The organism is Pseudoalteromonas sp. P1-26 (assembly GCF_001401795.1).
Classification (GTDB): Bacteria; Pseudomonadota; Gammaproteobacteria; order Enterobacterales; family Alteromonadaceae; genus Pseudoalteromonas.
On the sequence record NZ_LKDX01000006.1, the window covers coordinates 25,669 to 44,772 of the forward strand.

Genomic DNA, 19,104 nt, shown 5'->3' on the forward strand with positions numbered 1-19,104 from the left:
TTTATTATGAATAACCAATTAGCCGCTGAAGGCGTGAGTGATAACAGCCACTCTGCGCAATTATCTGATGGCAAGTTCCACAATACTGCTGAGGTAGAAAGACCCAGCTTTAAGAAAACGCTAGGTATCTTCAAACGCTTTATTACAGAAAAGAAAATTGATGCAGAGCCAAAAGGTGAACTGCCTATGCACTGTGTTTCTCATGCACAGCTTGAGCGTTTATCTAATGACACAGTGCATTTTGTGAAATTAGGTCACTCCTCTATTTTAGCGAAATTGTATGACGAATACTGGCTATTTGATCCGGTATTTTCAGAGCGCGCTTCGCCTTTTTCATTCATGGGGCCAAAGCGCTTTCAGCCAACACCTATCAGCATTGCAGAGCTACCAAACATTGCTAAAGTGTTTATTTCGCACAACCATTATGATCACTTAGATAAAGCAGCAATTAAACAGCTTGTTGATAAAACAGATTCTTTTTATGTGCCATTAGGAGTCGAAAACGACCTGAAAAAATGGGGCGTTGATAAACAAAAAGTCCATAGCTTTGATTGGTGGCAAGAGCAAAATATGGCAAATAGCCAAATTGTATTTACACCAACCCAGCACTTTTCTGGCCGAGGCTTAACAGACGGCAATAAAACTCTTTGGGGCTCTTGGGCTATTAAAGTAAATGACAAGCGCTTTTATTTTAGCGGTGACTCTGGCTATTTTGCTGGCTTTAAAGAAATTGGTAATCGCTATGGGCCGTTTGATATCACTTTTATTGAAACCGGTGCTTACGACAAAGATTGGGCTGACATTCACATGACACCAGAACAATCAGTGCAAGCTCACCTCGACTTACAAGGTGATGTGATGGTGCCAGTGCATAATGGTACATTCGATCTGGCCTTTCATGCTTGGTATGACCCACTTAAACGTGTCGCTAAAAAAGCAGGACAAGAGCAAGTATCACTGAGTACTCCGCTAGTTGGAGAGGTATTTAAAATTCAAGATACGGCGATTGATAAAGCGTGGTGGTAAAATTGACAGGATGAAAGGTGCATTATTATCCTTTCATCCTGAATAATTAGTTATTTGTAGACTCTTTCTGGACAGCCCCCCTTCGCGTCCCATATAGTGAAACCCTGTGCAATCAACCAGAAAAACTATGACAACTCACCTTAAGTATGCAAGCTTGGCACTTGCAATTGGTTTATTCGGCTGCTCTGAGCAACCAACAACAAGCACTGATAAACCAAACGCTGAAAGCAATGAAGCCGTAAACATTGCCAATGTACGCTCACATATTAAAACCCTCGCCTCTGATGAATTTTTAGGCCGTGGCCCTTTAACTGAAGGCGAAACGCTCACTATTAACTATTTAGCCGATGAATATAAAAAACTCGGCTTAAGCGGTAGTTTTAATGGCGAGTTTTTACAACCAGTTACTATGGCAAAACTCACTCCAGATCAAAACATGACCTTACAAGTGGGTGATTTGAGCTTTAATGCTGGCAGTGATTTTACCGCCCGTACCCAACAAATTAACCCTGAAATCAACATTGATGGCTCTGATGTTGTTTTTGTTGGCTATGGTATTAATGCACCTGAATATAATTGGGATGACTTTGCAGATATTGATGTAAAAGACAAAACAATTATCGTGCTTGTTAATGATCCTGGTTTTGCCACCCAAGACGACGCGCTTTTCACCGGTAATGCTATGACCTACTACGGTCGTTGGACTTACAAATATGAAGAAGGTGCTCGCCAAGGTGCAAAAGCAGTATTTATCGTTCACGAAACGGCTCCTGCCGCATACCCTTGGGGCGTTGTAGAGAGCTCGAACACGGGTAGCAAATATACTTTAATCGACCAAGATAAGAATGCTTCTGACATCCCTGTAATGGGTTGGATTGATGAGCAAGCAGCAAATGAAATTTTTGCTCAAGCAGGCCTTGATTATCAAACTGAAAAAGCCAACGCACTAAAAGCTGACTTTAAACCTGTCGACTTAAAAGCGAAAGCAGCGCTGACACTGAAAAGCGATATCTCTCAAGCGCAATCGCATAATGTTGTTGCAACGCTTAAAGGTAGCGAAACTCCTGATGAGTACATTGTAATTGGTGCGCACTGGGACCACTTTGGTACCAAGCAAACTGATGACGGCGTGAAAATCTACAATGGTGCTGTTGATAACGCATCAGGTAGCGCAGCAACGGTTGAAATAGCCCGTATTCTTACTGAAATGCATAAGAAAAAACCATTTAAACGCTCTATTATCTTTGCCAACTTTACGGCCGAAGAAACAGGGCTTATTGGCTCAGAGCAATTCGCAACTGGCGAGATTGTACCAACCAAGCAAATGGTCGCGCTGCTTAATATTGATGGTATGAACGTGCTAGACGGCGTTGACTACATATTACAATACGGTAAAGGTATGTCTGAAATGGAAGACTACCTTGCAGATGCAGCGAAAGCACAAGGTCGTCATGTAAAAATGGACCCGCGTCCTCAAAATGGTTTGTTCTTCCGCTCTGATCACTTCTCTCTAGCTAAGCAAGGCGTTCCTAGCTTACTATTTATGAGTTTAGGTGATACAGATCCTGATTACATCTCGCACAAATATCATAAAGAAGCTGACGACTATTCAGCAGATTGGTCTATGGGCGGTGTTGAGCAAGATATTGAACTGATCGTTGATATTGCCGCCAAACTTGCTGATAACGGCGATTGGCCTAAGTGGAAAGCCGAGTCTGATTTCAAAGCTCGTCGCTTACAAGACAAGCAATAACCTTCGCTTAGATACAAAAAACCGAGCTAGTTGCTCGGTTTTTTATTGTCAGTTTTACTTATTACTCGTTAATTTTAGCCTTAAGTGATTGTGCTTCTTCTTGCACTTCCTCTGGGCCATTGGCAATAACATCTTCAATGGCTTGCAACGCTGAGTCAAAGTCGTCTATTTCGATATATGCCCGAGCTAAGTCCAGTTTTGCTGAGTAACCACCACTTTCGGCATCAACATCAGTTGGGTTCTCACCCGCTAGTAAGTCATTAAAATCACTCAGTCCTACATCCATATCAACCTCATCATAAGGTTCGTGGTCGAGTGCTTCATCGTCACTTTGTTCAAGTAATGAATCAATATCTACAAACTCATCCGTTGAAGTAGTATGTTGCCCCTCGGAATCTAATGCCTGTACTTCAGGTTCAACTGGCTGTTCGCTTTCACCCTGTAAGTCTTCATTTAATAGTGCATTAAAATCAACGTCGAACTCACTGGCATCAGCAATATCAGCTTCATCTGGCTCTGCTAATTCATTTAACAGCGCATCAAAGTCTGTTTGAGTAAGGTCAGCCATAAAATCATCATCGATTTCATCGTCTGACAGCTCACTTAAATCAGCCTCGTCAGCTAAATTGGACTCGATATCAGCTAATGTTTGCTCTGCTTCTACGGCATCATCAAGTTCAATATCGTCCAATTCGAATTCAGGGAACTCTTCTAATTCGTCTTGGCTATCAGCCACCTCATCGTCAATTGGCGCTTCGCTCGTTAACTCTGTTGTGCCTTCACTTTGTGATTGATCCGATAAGTCGTCATCAGGATCAAGAATATCATCTTCTGTAAATTCATTATCAAGCAAGATCTCATCATCAAAATCATCGTCTAGCTGATCAAGCTCATTACCCGTTGCTAATGAATTAGCAAGGTCTTGCTCTGCCTGACTTAACTGTAATGGTGCATCTTCATCTAACTCACTAGAAGTGCCTTCATCAGACTCATCCAATTCAAAACCAGCTTCATCTAACTCAAGCTCTGGATACTCTTCCAACTCTTGGCTAGGAGTCACCGTATCTTGCTGTAATGGCTCTTCGTCGGCGGTTAAATCAAATTCATCAGTTAGGTCTTCATCTGCTAGCGGATCATCGCCTAAATCAATTTCAACTTCTTCTATGTCTTGCTCTGGTTCATCTATTGACCAGTCTGGTGCTTCGACATAGTCATCTTCTTCACCAATTTCATTTAATAACTCATCAACACTTTTCAGTGACGGATCAGCAAACTCGTCAAGGCTATCATCTTCATCTAATAGCTCATCGCTATCTTCATTAAACTCTTGATTGAGCGCTTCATCGATATCAACTTCATCTGTATCATCAACCAACTCTGATGCAATCGATTCAACATTCATGTCATCAACCGCTTGATCAGCATCGGCTAAATCTTCTAGCGATTCTTGTAGATTCTCATCATGCTCTGCACTGTCACTCTGTTCATGACTTAAATCTGAGATCTGGGCTTCAGTGTCTTGCTTCAGCTCATTTGTTTGCTGAATAAGCTCTTCGAGCTCATCATTAACGTCAGAGTCCTGCTCATCACTAGCGTCTTCATCAAGTAATGAGTCAATATCTGCTACATCGAGCTCGTCGTCTTGCTCAGCATTGTCATCAATATCTGAGCTACTTTCATCTGTTAACTCAGGTTCTTCTGACTCTGCATCAACCTCATGAAGTAGTGAGTCTATTTCATCAGTATCAAACTCATCGCTTAAATCATCCGTAATAGGCTCTTCGGTAAGCTCTTCAACTGGTTCTTGTTCTGGCTCTTCCTGCGCTTCATCCAATAATGAGTCGATGTCATCGACATCTAAATCATCATCAAGCTCATCTTCGTCAATTAAATCGTCTGCACTAGGTTCTTCGATTGACTCTTCAACCAGCTCTTCAGATTCAGGCTCTTCTTGAGCTTCATCTAATAGTGAGTCGATGTCATCGACATCTAGGGCATCATCAAGCTCATCTTCATCGATTAAATCGTCTGCACTTGGTTCTTCTACAAGCTCTTCAGGCTCTTGCTCTAATTGTGCCTCATCTAGCAATGAATCAATATCATCAACATCTAGTTCGTCATCAAGCTCGTCTTCGTCGATTAAATCGTCTGTACTAGGTTCTTCTATAAGCTCTTCAGGCTGCTCCTCTACAAGCTCCGCTTCAGGCTCTTGCTCTGTTTGAGCTTCATCTAGTAATGAATCAATGTCATCAACATCTAGGGCATCATCAAGCTCATCTTCGTCGAATAAATCGTCTGCACTAGGTTCTTCTACGAGCTCTTCAGGCTGCTCCTCAACAAGTTCCGCTGCAGGTTCTTGCTCTGTTTGAGCTTCATCTAATAATGAATCAATGTCATCAACATCGAGGGCATCATCAAGCTCATCTTCGTCGATTAAATCGTCTGCACTAGGTTCTTCAATTGAGTCTTCAACCAGCTCTTCAGATTCAGGCTCTTCTTGAGCTTCATCTAATAATGAGTCGATGTCATCGACATCTAGGGCATCATCAAGTTCGTCTTCGTCGATTAAATCGTCTGCACTAGTTTCTTCAACAAGATCTTCAGGCTGCTCCTCAACAAGCTCCGCTTCAGGCTCTTGCTCTGCTTGTGCCTCATCTAATAATGAATCAATGTCATCGACATCTAAATCATCATCAAGCTCATCTTCATCGATTAAATCGTCTGCGCTAGGTTCTTCTGCAAGCTCTTCAACAAGTTCCGGTTGAGGCTCTTGTTCTGCTTGTGCCTCATCTAATAACGAGTCAATGTCATCAGCATCAAGTTCATCACCGAGCTCGTCTTCGTCGATTAAATCGTCTGCGCTAGGTTCTTCTGCAGGTTCTTCTTGAACTTCATCCAATAATGAATCAATGTCATCAACATCCAGCGCATCATCAAAATCATCGTTTTCTAATGCATCGTTAGCTTCAGCTACTGGCTCTTCTGTTTGTGCATCATCAATTAAGCTGTCGATATCGAAATCATCTTCATCGATGAGCTCATCCGCGCTTGGTTCTTCGGCTGGCGCTTCTTCTTGAGCTTCATCTAACAGCGAGTCAATGTCATCAACATCCAGCGCATCATCAAGATCATCGCTTTCTAATGCATCGTTAGCTTCAGCTGCTGGCTCGTCTGTTTGCGCTTCATCAATTAAGCTGTCGATATCGAAATCATCTTCATCGATGAGTTCTGCTTCAACATTAGTTGTTGAGGCATCATTATTTTCATCGAGTAAGTCATCAATATCGTCTAGGTTTACATCTTGATTAGAATCCGTGTTGTTTTGCTCATCAATTAAGCTATCAATGTCAAAATCATCTTCAGCGTCATCTTCTGCAAGCTCTTCACTAAGCGCTGCCATTTCATCATTAGCGTTATCTAATGAGTCATCTTCATCTGTATCAAATAGGTCATCAATGTCATCAGCACTTAAAATATCACCCGATGAATCTGCTGGAGGCTGTTCGCTATCTAGGTCAATTTCATCACCTAAACTATCGTCATCGGTTTGATCGAAATCTTGCTGTAAAAATGCATCTAAATCATCATCGTCAGCACTACTTGAAGACTCATCATTAAACTCGATATCATCACTTAATAAACCTTCTAGCTCATCTTGATTTAAAACACTGTCGTCTTCATCAAAACTATCATCAATGCTGTCGTCAAAAATGATGTCATCATCTGGTAGCATGTCTTGGTCTAAGTCGTCATCTAACCGCACACTCAAGTCATCATTGTCTTCAACCGGATCTGGCACTAGCGGATCAGTTTCTATAATTGGTTCTAAATCATCATCAGCATTATAACTTGGGCTTTGAGGTAAAAATTCATCGTCATCGCTTGCATCTGTATCATCATTGGTGCTGTTGCGTTTTTTCAAAAACATCACAACCGCTGCAATGATCAGTAAAGCAGGAATAAACATTAATGCACCGAGAACAAATGGGTTGCTCAGTAAACTCGAAAAACTAAACCCACTGTCCTCTTCAATCTTTTTTGCTTTTTGCTGCTCTATGATTTCATTTTGTTTAGTGATCAGTTCTTTCAGCTGCTTTTGAATTTCACTGTCTTGGCCAAGTTGATCACGAACGGTTTCAAGCTCTTTAGAAATACCGCTCAGTTGTTTTTTGAGCTTGTTGTTCTCAGCTAGGATTTCTTCAACATTTTCAACCGACGATTTAAACTGCTTTTGTAACTCTACTAGCTGCGTGCCCTGCTCTGTTTTAATGGTGTTGATTTCTTGCTTAAGTTCTTGTTTTGCTTCGTCTACATCAACTTTACGGGCTTGAGTTACTTTCTTTTGCGATTCATTAATTTCAGCTGTAGTCAGCGTACCATTTTTCTTTTTTTCCCACAGCTCATCATCTTGTTCAGAACGCGCTTTTGCTAATGTCGGGTTGACCGCACGCATTTCTGCAATGGTTGGAATTTTTAGGTATGCGCCATCACGCATATGATTTAGGTTTTGATCTAAAAATGACGATGGGTTTTTGTCATACAGAGCTTGCATGACCTGATAAATGCTTACAGAGTTGTCAGGGCGAATTTTAGCGGCAATACGCCATAATGTATCGGTCGGTTTAATTGGACCAATAGATCGCCCCTGCGCACCGTAATCGACACCTTTAGGGCCTTTAAGTGTGGTGCCTTCATCAGAGTATGTCGGTGTTACCACCAATGCAGACGCTAATATGAAGAGTGTTGCTAAACCGCGCATGCTGATCCTTTATGTTTTAAATGTTAACGCAGCAACCTTGGTTGCTTAAACATCAAGTAATTCTTGCAGAATTGATTCTTAATTATGTTTTCTTGCAAGCTCTATTCCAGCTGCAAACTATAACTTAGTTGCCTTGCAATATCTATTGCAACACCTTGATAGTAAATAGCTTAAATAATAGCGGCTGAGAGGCTTTTTTATTGTTATCGTTAAGTTTATACGCTTTTACAGCGTATGCGGCAATAATTTGGCAGTGAATTCACAAAAAAAGCGGCAAATTGCCGCTTTTCTTAAATTTAGCTCAGCCTAAATCATCAGATTTATAAATAATTTGCGATAAGCTCTTCAGCAATCTGCACACTATTTGTTGCCGCACCTTTGCGCGTGTTATCGCTAACAACCCACATGTTTAAGCCATGTGGGTGCGAAATATCAGCACGTAAACGACCTACGTATACAGTATCGTTACCACTTGCGTCTGATACTGCAGTTGGATAATCGGCTAAGTCTTCAATAAACTCTACACCAGGTGCATCGTTTAATAGCTGCTTCACATGTTCGATATCTACTGGCATACGCGTTTCAATATTAATCGCTTCACTGTGACCAAAGAACACGGGAACACGAACACAAGTAGGGTTAACCACGACACTATTATCACCTAAGATTTTTTGTGTTTCGTTGACCATTTTCATTTCTTCGCGGGTATAACCGTTATCTTCAAAGCTGTCGATTTGTGGGATCACGTTAAAAGCAATTTGTTTAGGGAAAACGGCATTATCCATCGGACGCGCATTCATTAAGTTTGCTGTTTGCTTAGCTAGTTCATCAACGGCTTCTTTACCCGCACCCGATACAGCTTGATAAGTTGATACGTTAATGCGGTCAATGCCATAAGCATCATAAATTGGCTTTAGTGCCACCAGCATTTGAATCGTTGAGCAATTAGGGTTTGCAATGATGTTGCGGTTTCTGAAATCCGCTAAGCTTGATGCATTCACTTCAGGAATAATTAGTGGCACATCGTAGTCATTACGAAAGTGTGAGGTATTATCAATTACCACACAGCCTGCGTCCGCCGCAATCGGTGCGTATTTTTCAGAGACACTGCCGCCTGCTGAAAATAAACCAATGTGAGCTTGGCTAAAATCAAACTCTTCAACATCGATTACTTCAATGCTCTCACCGCGAAATTGAATTTCTTCTCCAGCACTACGGCTGCTTGCGAGTAAAAATAATTGGTCTACCGGAAACTTACGATCTTCTAAAGTTTCGATAATCTGACGACCCACTAAACCTGTGGCACCTAATACGGCTACATTAAATTTTTGCGACATGTGTTTTCCTCTTTTGAATAAAGCAAATGGCTTTATTCGTTAATTCTAAATCCCAGTGCAGCTAATGCGCCTTCACATGCACTGTTGGCAGCCACCGACAAAGTACTAAATTCGCGTCGTGGCGGGTAATTCTTGCGTAAACTATCAAAGCCTTCGCTTGCTAATTTACTTCGTAAAATGCCATCGTCGCGACGCACATCATAAATTAAGTGCACTAAGCGACCTATATCATCTAGGTTGAAGGTTTCACCTAGCGTGACAGAGTGGCTAATTGGTTCTGGCAAAAAATCGTCCAGAGACTTAAGCGCTGCGATGCCTTCAAGCTCACATACTTGCTGATACAGCATTTGTGTACCGCGGGCTTTGCCTTCAAGTGTATGCCCTGCAATATGCACACTGGCATAACGTACATAATCAAGCAGAGGTGTCAGTATATTAGGTTCGTTTTCCCAAACATCAAGCACACAATCTAATTTTGTGCCTTGCTCAAACAATGCTAGCAATGCTTGGTTATCAATCACATCACCACGGCTTGCATTGATAATTGTCATACCCGGCTTAAGTGCTTTTAAGCGTATTTCGTCTAGCATGTGAAAGGTTTTATGTGGTCCTTGCTTAACTAATGGCACGTGAAAAGTCACAATATCGGCTTGGGCTAGTAATGTGTCTAACTCAATATGCTCTGCAAGCTCACCGGCTTCATGTTTTGGTGGATCACATAACAATACATTCATACCAAGCAGGCTAAGCTTATCACGTAAACAGCTACCTATACTGCCAACACCCACTATGCCGATGGTTTTACCTTGTAATGAACTGGCATTTTCTTGGCTCAAGGCATACAAGCAGCTAATAACATATTCAGCAACCGCCACGGCATTACAACCTGGTGCGCTGCTAAATGCGATATTTCGCTCAGCAAGTAACTCGGTATCAATGTGATCAACACCTATGGTTGCTGTGCCCACAAATTTTAATTTATCTGCTTGAGTGAGTAAGGCTTTATCTACATTGGTAACAGAGCGGGTTAACAAGATATCAACCCCGACTAGCTGCTCGGGTTGAAGATTACGGCCATCAAATCGCTCAACATCACCAAAATCGGCAAAGTACTGCTCAACCAATGGCATATTTTGATCTGCAAGAATTTTCATTTGTGTGTCCGAGAGGCAGAAAGTGGCGCTATTGTAGCGAATTTATCAGTATTCGGATAGGTAACAACTAAGACTTTATAACAAATGAAAAAGCCGAGCTATTGCTCGGCTTTAAGCAAATACTGGAGAGGTTTAACCTTTATATTTGCTCATTACTAATGTGGCGTTAGTGCCACCGAAACCGAAGCTGTTAGACATAACTGTATTTAGTTCAACGTCTTTACGCTCAGTTACAATATTTAGACCTTCAGCTTGCTCATCTAGTTCATCAATGTTGATAGATGGAGCAACAAAGTTATGCTCAAGCATTAATAGCGAGAAGATTGCTTCATGAACGCCTGCCGCACCTAGAGCGTGACCTGTCATCGCTTTGGTTGCACTGATCATTGGCGAGTTACCACCAAATACTTCTTGAATAGCGCCAAGCTCTTTCACATCACCAACAGGTGTTGAAGTACCGTGAGTATTTAAGTAATCAATGCCGCCTTCAAGATCTTGCATTGCTTGCTTCATACAACGTACAGCGCCTTCACCTGATGGAGCTACCATGTCGTAGCCGTCAGACGTTGCACCGTAACCAGTGATTTCTGCATAAATGTGCGCGCCACGAGCCAGTGCATGCTCAAGTTCTTCAACAACAACGATACCGCCACCGCCAGAGATAACGAAACCGTCACGGTTTGCATCGTATGTACGTGATGCTTTCTCTGGTGTTTCATTGTACTTAGTAGACAATGCACCCATTGCATCGAATTCCATTGCTAGCGTCCAGTGAAGCTCTTCACCACCACCTGCAAAGATTACGTCTTGCTTGCCTAATTGAATTTGCTCAACCGCATGACCGATACAGTGTGCAGATGTCGCACATGCAGAGCTTAATGAGTAGTTAACACCTTTAATTTTAAATGGTGTTGCAAGACACGCCGAAGTCGTACTAGCCATAGTACGTGGTACCATGTAAGGACCAACACGTTTTACGCCTTTTTCACGTAAAATGTCAGCCGCTTCAACTTGCCATTTAGATGAACCACCACCTGAACCCACTAATAAACCAGTGCGCTCGTTTGAAACTTGCTCTTCACTAAGGCCAGCATCTGCAATCGCTTGTGACATTGAGATATAAGCGTATGCAGCAGCATCGCCCATAAAGCGCATTGCTTTACGATCAACAAACTCTTTAACATCAATATCGATTTTGCCAGATACGTTACTACGTAGGTTGTAGTCAGCAAACTCTTGGTTGAACGCGATACCACTACGGCCTTGTTTTAATGATTCTAATACTTCTTCTTTGTTGTTACCGATGCTTGAAACAACACCGATGCCCGTAATAACGGCTCTTCTCATGGGTAATTACCTTAGCTCTATACTAAATTGTGTTCTATTTTACGCTGAAATTACTTTCGAAGTGGTCAGCTTTCTAGCGTACACATGTACTCTGAATGTCTAGCTTATAAATAACGCCAGACTATTTCAAAGAAAACACGTAAAATAATGAAAAAAGTTTGTAGTTAATTAGTTAAACCATGATCAAAAACGCACATATTCATTTTAATCACCTTGGTACCCCTGTCGCCGATCAGTTTGACGATGTTTATTTCTCTAATGACGATGGCTTAGCCGAATCACATTATGTGTTTTATCAACAAAACCATATCCCGCAACGATTACAAAATCATGACCGTGACCACTTTGCAATTGCTGAAACAGGCTTTGGTACCGGGCTTAACTTTTTAAATACATGGCAGCACTTTGCTGCTCACCTTGATAGGCAGCATGCAGAGCAAGAAGTTCAAAATCAACCCGACCATAGTGGTAAAAAAAGCGTGACCCGCTTGCACTTTATCTCTTTTGAAAAATTTCCTATTAAGCGTGATGACCTTGCTCAAGCTCTCAAAGCCTGGCCTAGTTTAAGCAAGTATAGTGAGCAACTAATTACTCAATACCCAATTAATTTGGCCGGCTGTCATCGCCTTGAATTTGCAGGCGGCAAATTAATACTCGACCTTTATTTTGGTGACGTACAAGACAGTATTGATGCCATGAGCTACCCAAGTGAAGGAGTTGTCGATGCGTGGTATTTAGATGGCTTTGCTCCGAGCAAAAACCCAGATATGTGGCAACAGAGTTTGTTCAACAAAATGTGTGCTATCTCAAGAGCAAATGCCACACTCGCCACTTTCACTGCCGCAGGCTTTGTCAGAAGAGGACTCATCGAAGCTGGCTTTAGCATGAGTAAAGCAAAAGGCTATGGTAAAAAGCGCGAAATGCTGATTGGCGAGCTCTCTGAGCCTAATGAGCAACAGTCAGGACCTGCCTATTTTGCTCATCAGCAAAGTGAACTGAGTAATGTTGCTGTTATTGGCGGTGGTATTGCCAGTAGCAGTGTACTGTATTCACTGGTAAAAAGAGGCCTAAAAGCCACGCTTTTTTGCCAAGACGAAGCGCTTGCCATGGGCGCTTCTCACAATGTACAAGGGGCTGTGTATCCGCATTTACAAGCGAAAAATTCACCACACAGTGAAATGTTCGCCCATAGTTTTTTATATGCGATGCGTCTATACCAACAATTACTTGATGATGGTTTTGACTACCCTCACCAGTGGTGTGGTGTATTACAGCACGCGGTTAAACAAGGCCTAGCTGATAAACATCAAAACCTTGCCGATAAAGCACTTTGGCCAGCAGAATTAATGCGTAATGTAAGCGCCGAAGAAGGTGACGAAATTGCCGGTGTAGAAACAGGCTACTCAGGTGTATTCTTTGCAAAAGGTGGCTGGGTAAATCCACCAGCACTGGTTACAGCATTATTTAATGCGGCAAATTCGTTAAGTGCAACTACCAATAATAAAATGGACAGTCACTTTAATTGCCATATTGAAAAGCTTGAGAAAACCGCTGATGGCTGGTTACTACACAGCAAAGAGCAAACTTTCGGGCCATTTAGTGATGTGATTAATTGTGCAGGTGAACACAGTGACCAGTTTAGCCAAACTCAAGCGCTACCTATTGTTGGTGTGCGCGGCCAAGTCTCGCATGTGCAAGCAAGCGAGCAGTCAAAACGCCTAAAGACCGTGCTTTGCCATAAGGGCTATTTTACTCCTGAATATCAGGGCCATCATTGCATGGGCGCGACTTTTGAAAAAAACTCAAAAAGCCGTGAAGTTAAAGAGCAAGACAACCACACCAATCGCGAACAACTATTAAACTTTTACCCCAACTGCGAGTTTGCAACGACCTTAGGTGAGATAACTGCAGCGAAAGCAGCTGTAAGGTGTACCTTCATTGACCATTTACCTATGGCTGGTGAATGGGCTGAACAAAGTGATTATGTAAGTGCGTTTGCTAATTTAAGATTAGGTAAGCGTTATCAGTACCAAACGTTAACGAAACCTCAGCAAGGCTTGCATCTACTCACAGGCTTTGGTGCAAGAGGCCTGTGCAGTGCCCCCCTTTGTGCTGAAAATTTAATTGCTTGTTTAAACAATGAACCAAGACCATTTAGCGAACGTGTGAGTCAGGCTATTCACCCCGCCCGCTTTATTGTTCGTGACCTAATTCGTAATAAAATTTAAAGGGGCTAAAAAGCCCCTTTTGATTGTTAATTACTTAATCGCTCAACTAGCTCTACGCGTCGGTTTAGCTGACGACCCAAATCATTTTTATTATTGGCAGCTGGCGCATAAGGGCCTACACCATAACCAATTAAACGCGACTCTTTTATGCCGTATTGACTCACGAGCGCTTTAACAACTGCTTTAGCTCGCTTAGATGACAGCCCTAAATTATATTCTGGGCTTCCTTTATCATCTGTATGACCAACGACGTACAAGTTTAAGCTGTTATTTTTATTTAAAACATCCGCAATCACTTTTAATGACTCGGCTGACTCTGGCTTAATGTCTGATTTATCATGATCAAAATAAATACCATAAATGGCTGCTTTACCTTTTTGCTCTAGTTGCTTTAACACCTGATCCGGATTGGTTATAACTAAATCGCCTTGTAAAGGCTCTGTTCGAATTATAACAAGCTGCACTCGCGAAGTGCCTTGGTAATTGCCAACAAAGAATGCGACATAAGTTGTTTGATTTTCTGTGGTGCTTTTCATTAACTGATAGCGCGGCTGACGATAATAGTTATAAACTTGTTTTACCGACAAGTGATCACCGAGTGCTTGTATTGCCTTTCGGTCGTCACCACATGCTTGACGTTCGCAACTAAAAACCGTTTCGAAGCCTTCTTTTGTTAAGGCAGACACATAGTTATGAAAGACCTTAAGGGTTGATACTTTTCTAATTTCATAAGTAATACGAGTAATATCACCAGTCACATCTTCAACAGGTAGCGCTTTGTTTTTACGGTTAAATATTCCTGTTGGTAGTGAAAATTCTTCGTAATCAATTTGCTCGTAGTCTTCAATAAAACTACCAGGATAACGGCTAAGTAATGGGTGATCGCTTGAGCCTCTAATATCGTCTTTAGGTGCTTTGGTAACGGGATTTGTTTGCTGTTTTGCAAAAGCAGCTGTGTTGGCTTTTATCAGACCTGTTTCAAGCTCTTTAATCGCAATTGAGCTACTCATAACACGCGTTTTACTGTTGTACTGGCCAACAAATAATGACACAGCAAACTCAGGCTTTTCACCTTTAGTGGCAAGTAGATAATATGGCTTACGATGATAATTATAGAGCTGAAAGTAACCGACTTCCTCTGCAAAATCACTGCTGTCACCGCAAGCGTCTAGCTGACAAGAATAAACAATATTAAAACCATCTGTGAGTAAAGCGTGTTTATAGTTTTCAAATACTTTGAGAGTGGCAACATTGTTTATTTCGTACAATGTGTGGGTTACATCGCCAATAAAGTCTGTGTAACTAAATCGCTCTGATGACTTTTTACTGCCATCAAACTGATTCATTAATTGTGTTTGTTCGCCACTGAGTTTAACCGACTTTTCAACCTCACTATTTGGATAAGGTGATAACCATTGATTAGCAGATACCGCGTTGCAAAATGCTAATGTTATCACCATCAAAAGATTAGAATATATTTTCACTTTAAGTCCTTTTAATTGAATTTGTACCCAATTCAATACTATGCCAAATAATACTTTTTTATTCAAAGTTTGCTTGTACCCCTTTAAAAATAAATCCACACCCCAAGGTCTTTACTTACACAGCAATTAGAAGGAGTTTGATATGAAGACCTTAATCATTGGCGCAACGGGCCAAATAGGTAAAATGACCACCGAAAAAATGCTGGCAAGTGGCCATGACGTAGTGGCTCTAGTTAGAGACAAAAGCAAACTGAGTACACTTGAAAGTAGTCATTTAACGATTGTAGAGCAAGACCTCGAAAACGATTTTAGTCGCGCCTTCGAAGGGGTTGAGCAAGTGATTTTTAGCGCGGGATCCGGCGGCGCTACGGGTGCTGATAAAACCTTACTTATAGATCTATGGGCCGCTGTTAAAGCGATTAATTATGCGGTAGATGCCAAGGTTAAGCACTTTATAATGGTGAGCTCTATTGGTGCTGATGCCCCAGATAATATTGAAAGCAGTATAAAACCGTATTTAGTTGCAAAGCACATGGCTGACCAACATTTAATCAATAGCGAATTAAATTACAGCATTGTCAGACCTGGCACGCTATTAAATGATGCAGCAACGGGATTACTAACCACCACGCGCCCTGCAACACGCCAAGATGCGGTGATCAACCGTGAAGATGTGGCAGATACCCTGCTATACCTTGCTGAACATACACCGAAAAAACCACAAGTGTTTGAATTATTTAATGGTGATAAGTCAATCGACAGCCTACTAGGCGATTGATTAGGTATGAATACGTATGCATAAGAAATAAGATTGAGAAAGCGCGTAAAGCACTTTAGTTTATTGTTTACATAATAATAACAAAGGTGCTTTATGCGTCATTTTGCTTTTCTTTTTTGCTTTGCTTTTACGTCAGCTTGTTTCGCAGCTCCGGTAAAAGTTCAAAGTTACAGTGGCGATACCTCCCTTCCCCACAAATTATTGATCAGCGCCATCGAACGGGCTGACTTAGAGTATGTTCACCCTTACGAAACCAATAAAGATATCTCTAACGCACGTATCTTAAACGATGTAAAAAACAACCAGCTGGATGTGATGTGGAGCATGACATCAACTCAGTTAGAGCAAGATTATAAAGCCGTTTATATACCTTTGTTTCGTGGCTTACTTGGCATGCGAGTCGCGATTGTGAAAGCACAAAATCGCGAACTGTTTAGCTCGGTAACTAACTTACAAGATTTAAAACGTTTCACCGCTGGGCAAGGTAAAACCTGGCCAGACACTAAAATATTAAAAGCAAATCAACTACCCGTTGTTACCACATTAAAATACCCTAATTTGTTCCCAATGCTTGAAGGCGAGCGCTTTGATTACTTCCCACGTGGGGTGAATGAACCTTGGGATGAAATTGCCAATCACTCAGAGCTTAACCTCACTGTAGAGCCGCATTTGGTGATTAAGTACACCGCACCACTTTACTTTTTCGTCAACAAAAACAACCACACACTTCATAAACAGCTAAATGATGCGCTAAACGAGATGATTGCTGATGGCACATTTAACGCCATGTTTTTGGCAGACAGCCAAGTACAAACGGTTTTATCAAAAGCCAACTTAAGCTCGCGTCGCGTTATTGAGCTAGATAACCCAACGTTATCGTCGAACACACCTAATAAAAATAGCCCTTTGTGGTTTAACCCATTTCAATGAGCGCACAATGAAATCATTAAAATATAAAATGACCTTGGCACTGTCTTTGTGCCTTTTACTGAGCGTGATCTTCGTGATCAGTGCAAACTACCTGCTGGCAAAGTCGAGTCAAACACAACAATGGCAAGACGACATCACGGCTCTTAATGAGCAAATGCAGGTTATTTTAGCCGAGCCGGTATTCTCTTATGATGAACCGTTAATCAATCAGATTATTAAAGCCTTTTCGCAAAACAAACATGTACATAGCATTTCAGTGACAGATCATCGCAATAAGCCACTGGCCGCTATTACAAAACAAAGCAATAACGCATCGGTTAGCAAAACTATTGATTTGCACTATTTAGATAATTTAATTGGTCACATAAAAATTGGTTACTCACAACAAGCACTGCATAGCACCATTGCTGATTCGACACGCACCATGTTTATTACCTTGCTGGTCTCTTTTATCGCCTTGGGTGCGGTGATTATTTATATCGTGCGACTGTTAGTGATAAAACCAATCGATAGCGTAAATAGCCTTGTTGATGAAATTGTCAAAGGTGAAGGCGACCTTACAAAACGTATTAGCTATCAATCTAATGATGAAATAGGCTATTTGGTTGATGGTTTCAATCGATTTATAGCGCAAGTACAAGAAATAATTACAGAGCTAGGCAGCACAGCCAGTGAACTTGAAATGATAGCCAGTACAGTAAACGAAGCATCTGTGCGCTCTAAAAACGAAGCCGAGCTTGAGTATAACCGCACTGATTCTGCAACCAATGCGCTTAGTCAGTTAAGTGAAGCAACCAAAGAGATTGCGCAAGGGGCTAATCAAACTGCACAGCAAACAACCGACGTACATCGCTTATGCCAACAAGGCGAACAAAATATGAATGCCAATGGCAACATGGTTGACGAATTAGCTGCACAACTCGACCATACATCAAACGTAGTTAAACAATTAAACGCCAGCAGTAATGAAATTAGCCAAGTGCTCGATGTTATAAAAAGTATTGCCGAGCAAACCAATTTACTGGCTCTAAATGCTGCTATTGAAGCGGCTCGTGCGGGTGAATCAGGCCGTGGCTTTGCTGTGGTAGCCGATGAAGTAAGAGCGCTTGCTAGTAAAACCTATGATTCAACGTCTGAGATTGAATCAATTATTGTATCGCTACACAACAATACCTCTGACTGCGTAACGGCAACGGAGCAAAGTAAGTCACTCAGCGATAAAGTGAGCAAAGCGAATCAAAAAAGCCAAGCGGTGTTTAAAGATATTGCTAAACAAATCAATACCATTAATCAAATGAACGAGAGCGTGGCGGCAAGTTCTGAAGAGCAAACCAGTGTGACCGCTGATATCTTAAATACCATGCAGCTCATTAACCAAGGCGCTAAGAGCCTATCGCAAGAAGCTCAGCACCTTGATAACACCATAGGCCAGCTCAATGAATTAGAACGCGGCATCGTTGCCAAACTGGGTTTGTTTAAATACTAAAAGCCATAATTCCCTGCCACGCAAGTTGCAGGGAAAGCACCGTTAACACTAAACGAAAAATCTTTTTAAATTTATCTGACGAAATGCGGTGCAGTAACTTAAGGCCAAGCCAAGTACCTAAAGCACCGCTCAATATCATGAGCATAACCAGCGGCAACCACTGCCAAAATGCAAACCCCACAGCCCCATATAAAATCGCTTTTAAGGTATGTTGTACTGTCATGCAGCTTGAAAATGTGGCAGTAAACTTAAGCTTATTATAATTATTGACATATAAGCAGCTGCCAACCAAAGGCCCACTTGCCCCTACAAACATCGAAATGAACGTGGTCCAAAGCCCAGCAAGAACACGCCATAACTTTGAGGTTTCTCTGAGCTTTGGCGTCACACCCCACAGTAAATAAAGCACAAAGGCAGCGACCACTATTTTCATTAATTCAAGGGGAATTGATGTGACAATCGTTGAGGCAACCAGCGCTCCTATGACTCCCCCTAAAGAGAAGTACACAAACATAGCGCCATCAATATGTTTAAACGTAAATAAAAAGCGGTTTGCGTTAGAGCCTAACTGTACTAACCCATGGACAGGAATAACCACACTCATAGGAAGCATAGATGCCATGATCACCAGCAGCATTAAGCCGCCACCCGCACCAAAAGCTGCTGAAATCATAGAAGTAAAGCCCGCAACCACAATGAGCATTATAGTGCTGATCGGACTTAATAAATCTCCACCCAAAAACTGCCAACTGATCAAATCCATTGTTACGCTTTAAATAGTGTGTTTGAGCTAACGCTATCATGGCTCACCACTATTAGCGA

The 19,104-nt window shown here is 41.7% G+C and carries 12 protein-coding genes; 6 read left to right on the forward strand and 6 right to left on the reverse strand.

All coding sequences use genetic code 11. From position 1 onward, the window contains the following. The first annotated feature begins 6 nt into the window (after positions 1-6). The gene (locus AN394_RS05020; protein WP_235576241.1) at positions 7-1,026 is read left to right on the forward strand and encodes an MBL fold metallo-hydrolase; all 1,020 of its coding nucleotides are present in this window, start codon (positions 7-9) and stop codon (positions 1,024-1,026) included. Between the two features lie 127 nt (positions 1,027-1,153). Next, on the forward strand, positions 1,154-2,779 hold the full coding sequence (locus AN394_RS05025) for a M28 family metallopeptidase (protein ID WP_055020924.1): 1,626 nt from the start codon (positions 1,154-1,156) through the stop codon (positions 2,777-2,779). A gap of 61 nt (positions 2,780-2,840) precedes the next feature. Here the strand turns inward: AN394_RS05025 and AN394_RS05030 are convergent, their stop codons facing one another. The 4 genes from AN394_RS05030 to fabB all read right to left on the reverse strand — a co-directional run bounded on the left by AN394_RS05030 (position 2,841) and on the right by fabB (position 11,376). Beyond that, positions 2,841-7,538 (reverse strand): FimV/HubP family polar landmark protein, encoded by a 4,698-nt coding sequence (locus tag AN394_RS05030; protein ID WP_055020925.1) that lies wholly within the window; start codon positions 7,536-7,538, stop codon positions 2,841-2,843. A gap of 320 nt (positions 7,539-7,858) precedes the next feature. After that, on the reverse strand, positions 7,859-8,875 hold the full coding sequence (locus AN394_RS05035; RefSeq protein ID WP_054551679.1) for an aspartate-semialdehyde dehydrogenase: 1,017 nt from the start codon (positions 8,873-8,875) through the stop codon (positions 7,859-7,861). Between the two features lie 32 nt (positions 8,876-8,907). Continuing rightward, positions 8,908-10,029: a 4-phosphoerythronate dehydrogenase gene (locus AN394_RS05040; RefSeq protein ID WP_055020926.1), complete on the reverse strand. Its 1,122-nt coding sequence runs from the start codon at positions 10,027-10,029 to the stop codon at positions 8,908-8,910. Positions 10,030-10,161: 132 nt separating this feature from the next. Beyond that, positions 10,162-11,376, reverse strand: a complete 1,215-nt coding sequence (gene fabB / locus AN394_RS05045; RefSeq protein WP_055020927.1) for a beta-ketoacyl-ACP synthase I — start codon at positions 11,374-11,376, stop codon at positions 10,162-10,164. A 179-nt stretch (positions 11,377-11,555) separates the two neighbouring features. Between fabB and mnmC the strand changes: the two genes are divergently transcribed. Further along, on the forward strand, positions 11,556-13,604 hold the full coding sequence (gene mnmC / locus AN394_RS05050; protein WP_055020928.1) for a bifunctional tRNA (5-methylaminomethyl-2-thiouridine)(34)-methyltransferase MnmD/FAD-dependent 5-carboxymethylaminomethyl-2-thiouridine(34) oxidoreductase MnmC: 2,049 nt from the start codon (positions 11,556-11,558) through the stop codon (positions 13,602-13,604). Positions 13,605-13,630: 26 nt separating this feature from the next. On the opposite strand, the gene AN394_RS05055 is transcribed toward mnmC, so the two are convergent. Continuing rightward, a complete protein-coding gene (locus AN394_RS05055; protein WP_055020957.1) occupies positions 13,631-15,088 on the reverse strand; it encodes an OmpA family protein in 1,458 nt (485 codons plus the stop codon). A gap of 142 nt (positions 15,089-15,230) precedes the next feature. On the opposite strand from AN394_RS05055, the gene AN394_RS05060 reads away from it, so the two are divergent. From AN394_RS05060 to AN394_RS05070, 3 genes are all read left to right on the forward strand, one after another. After that, positions 15,231-15,866: an SDR family oxidoreductase gene (locus AN394_RS05060; RefSeq protein WP_055020929.1), complete on the forward strand. Its 636-nt coding sequence runs from the start codon at positions 15,231-15,233 to the stop codon at positions 15,864-15,866. A gap of 93 nt (positions 15,867-15,959) precedes the next feature. Then, positions 15,960-16,796 carry an ABC transporter substrate-binding protein gene (locus tag AN394_RS05065; RefSeq protein ID WP_055020930.1) on the forward strand — a complete coding sequence of 279 codons (837 nt, stop codon included), beginning with the start codon at positions 15,960-15,962 and terminating at the stop codon, positions 16,794-16,796. Between the two features lie 7 nt (positions 16,797-16,803). After that, positions 16,804-18,282 (forward strand): methyl-accepting chemotaxis protein, encoded by a 1,479-nt coding sequence (locus AN394_RS05070; RefSeq protein ID WP_055020931.1) that lies wholly within the window; start codon positions 16,804-16,806, stop codon positions 18,280-18,282. Here AN394_RS05070 and AN394_RS05075 read toward each other — a convergent pair. Then, positions 18,272-19,045 carry a sulfite exporter TauE/SafE family protein gene (locus AN394_RS05075; protein WP_055020932.1) on the reverse strand — a complete coding sequence of 258 codons (774 nt, stop codon included), beginning with the start codon at positions 19,043-19,045 and terminating at the stop codon, positions 18,272-18,274. The genes AN394_RS05070 and AN394_RS05075 overlap by 11 nt on opposite strands. Positions 19,046-19,104: the final 59 nt, after the last annotated feature.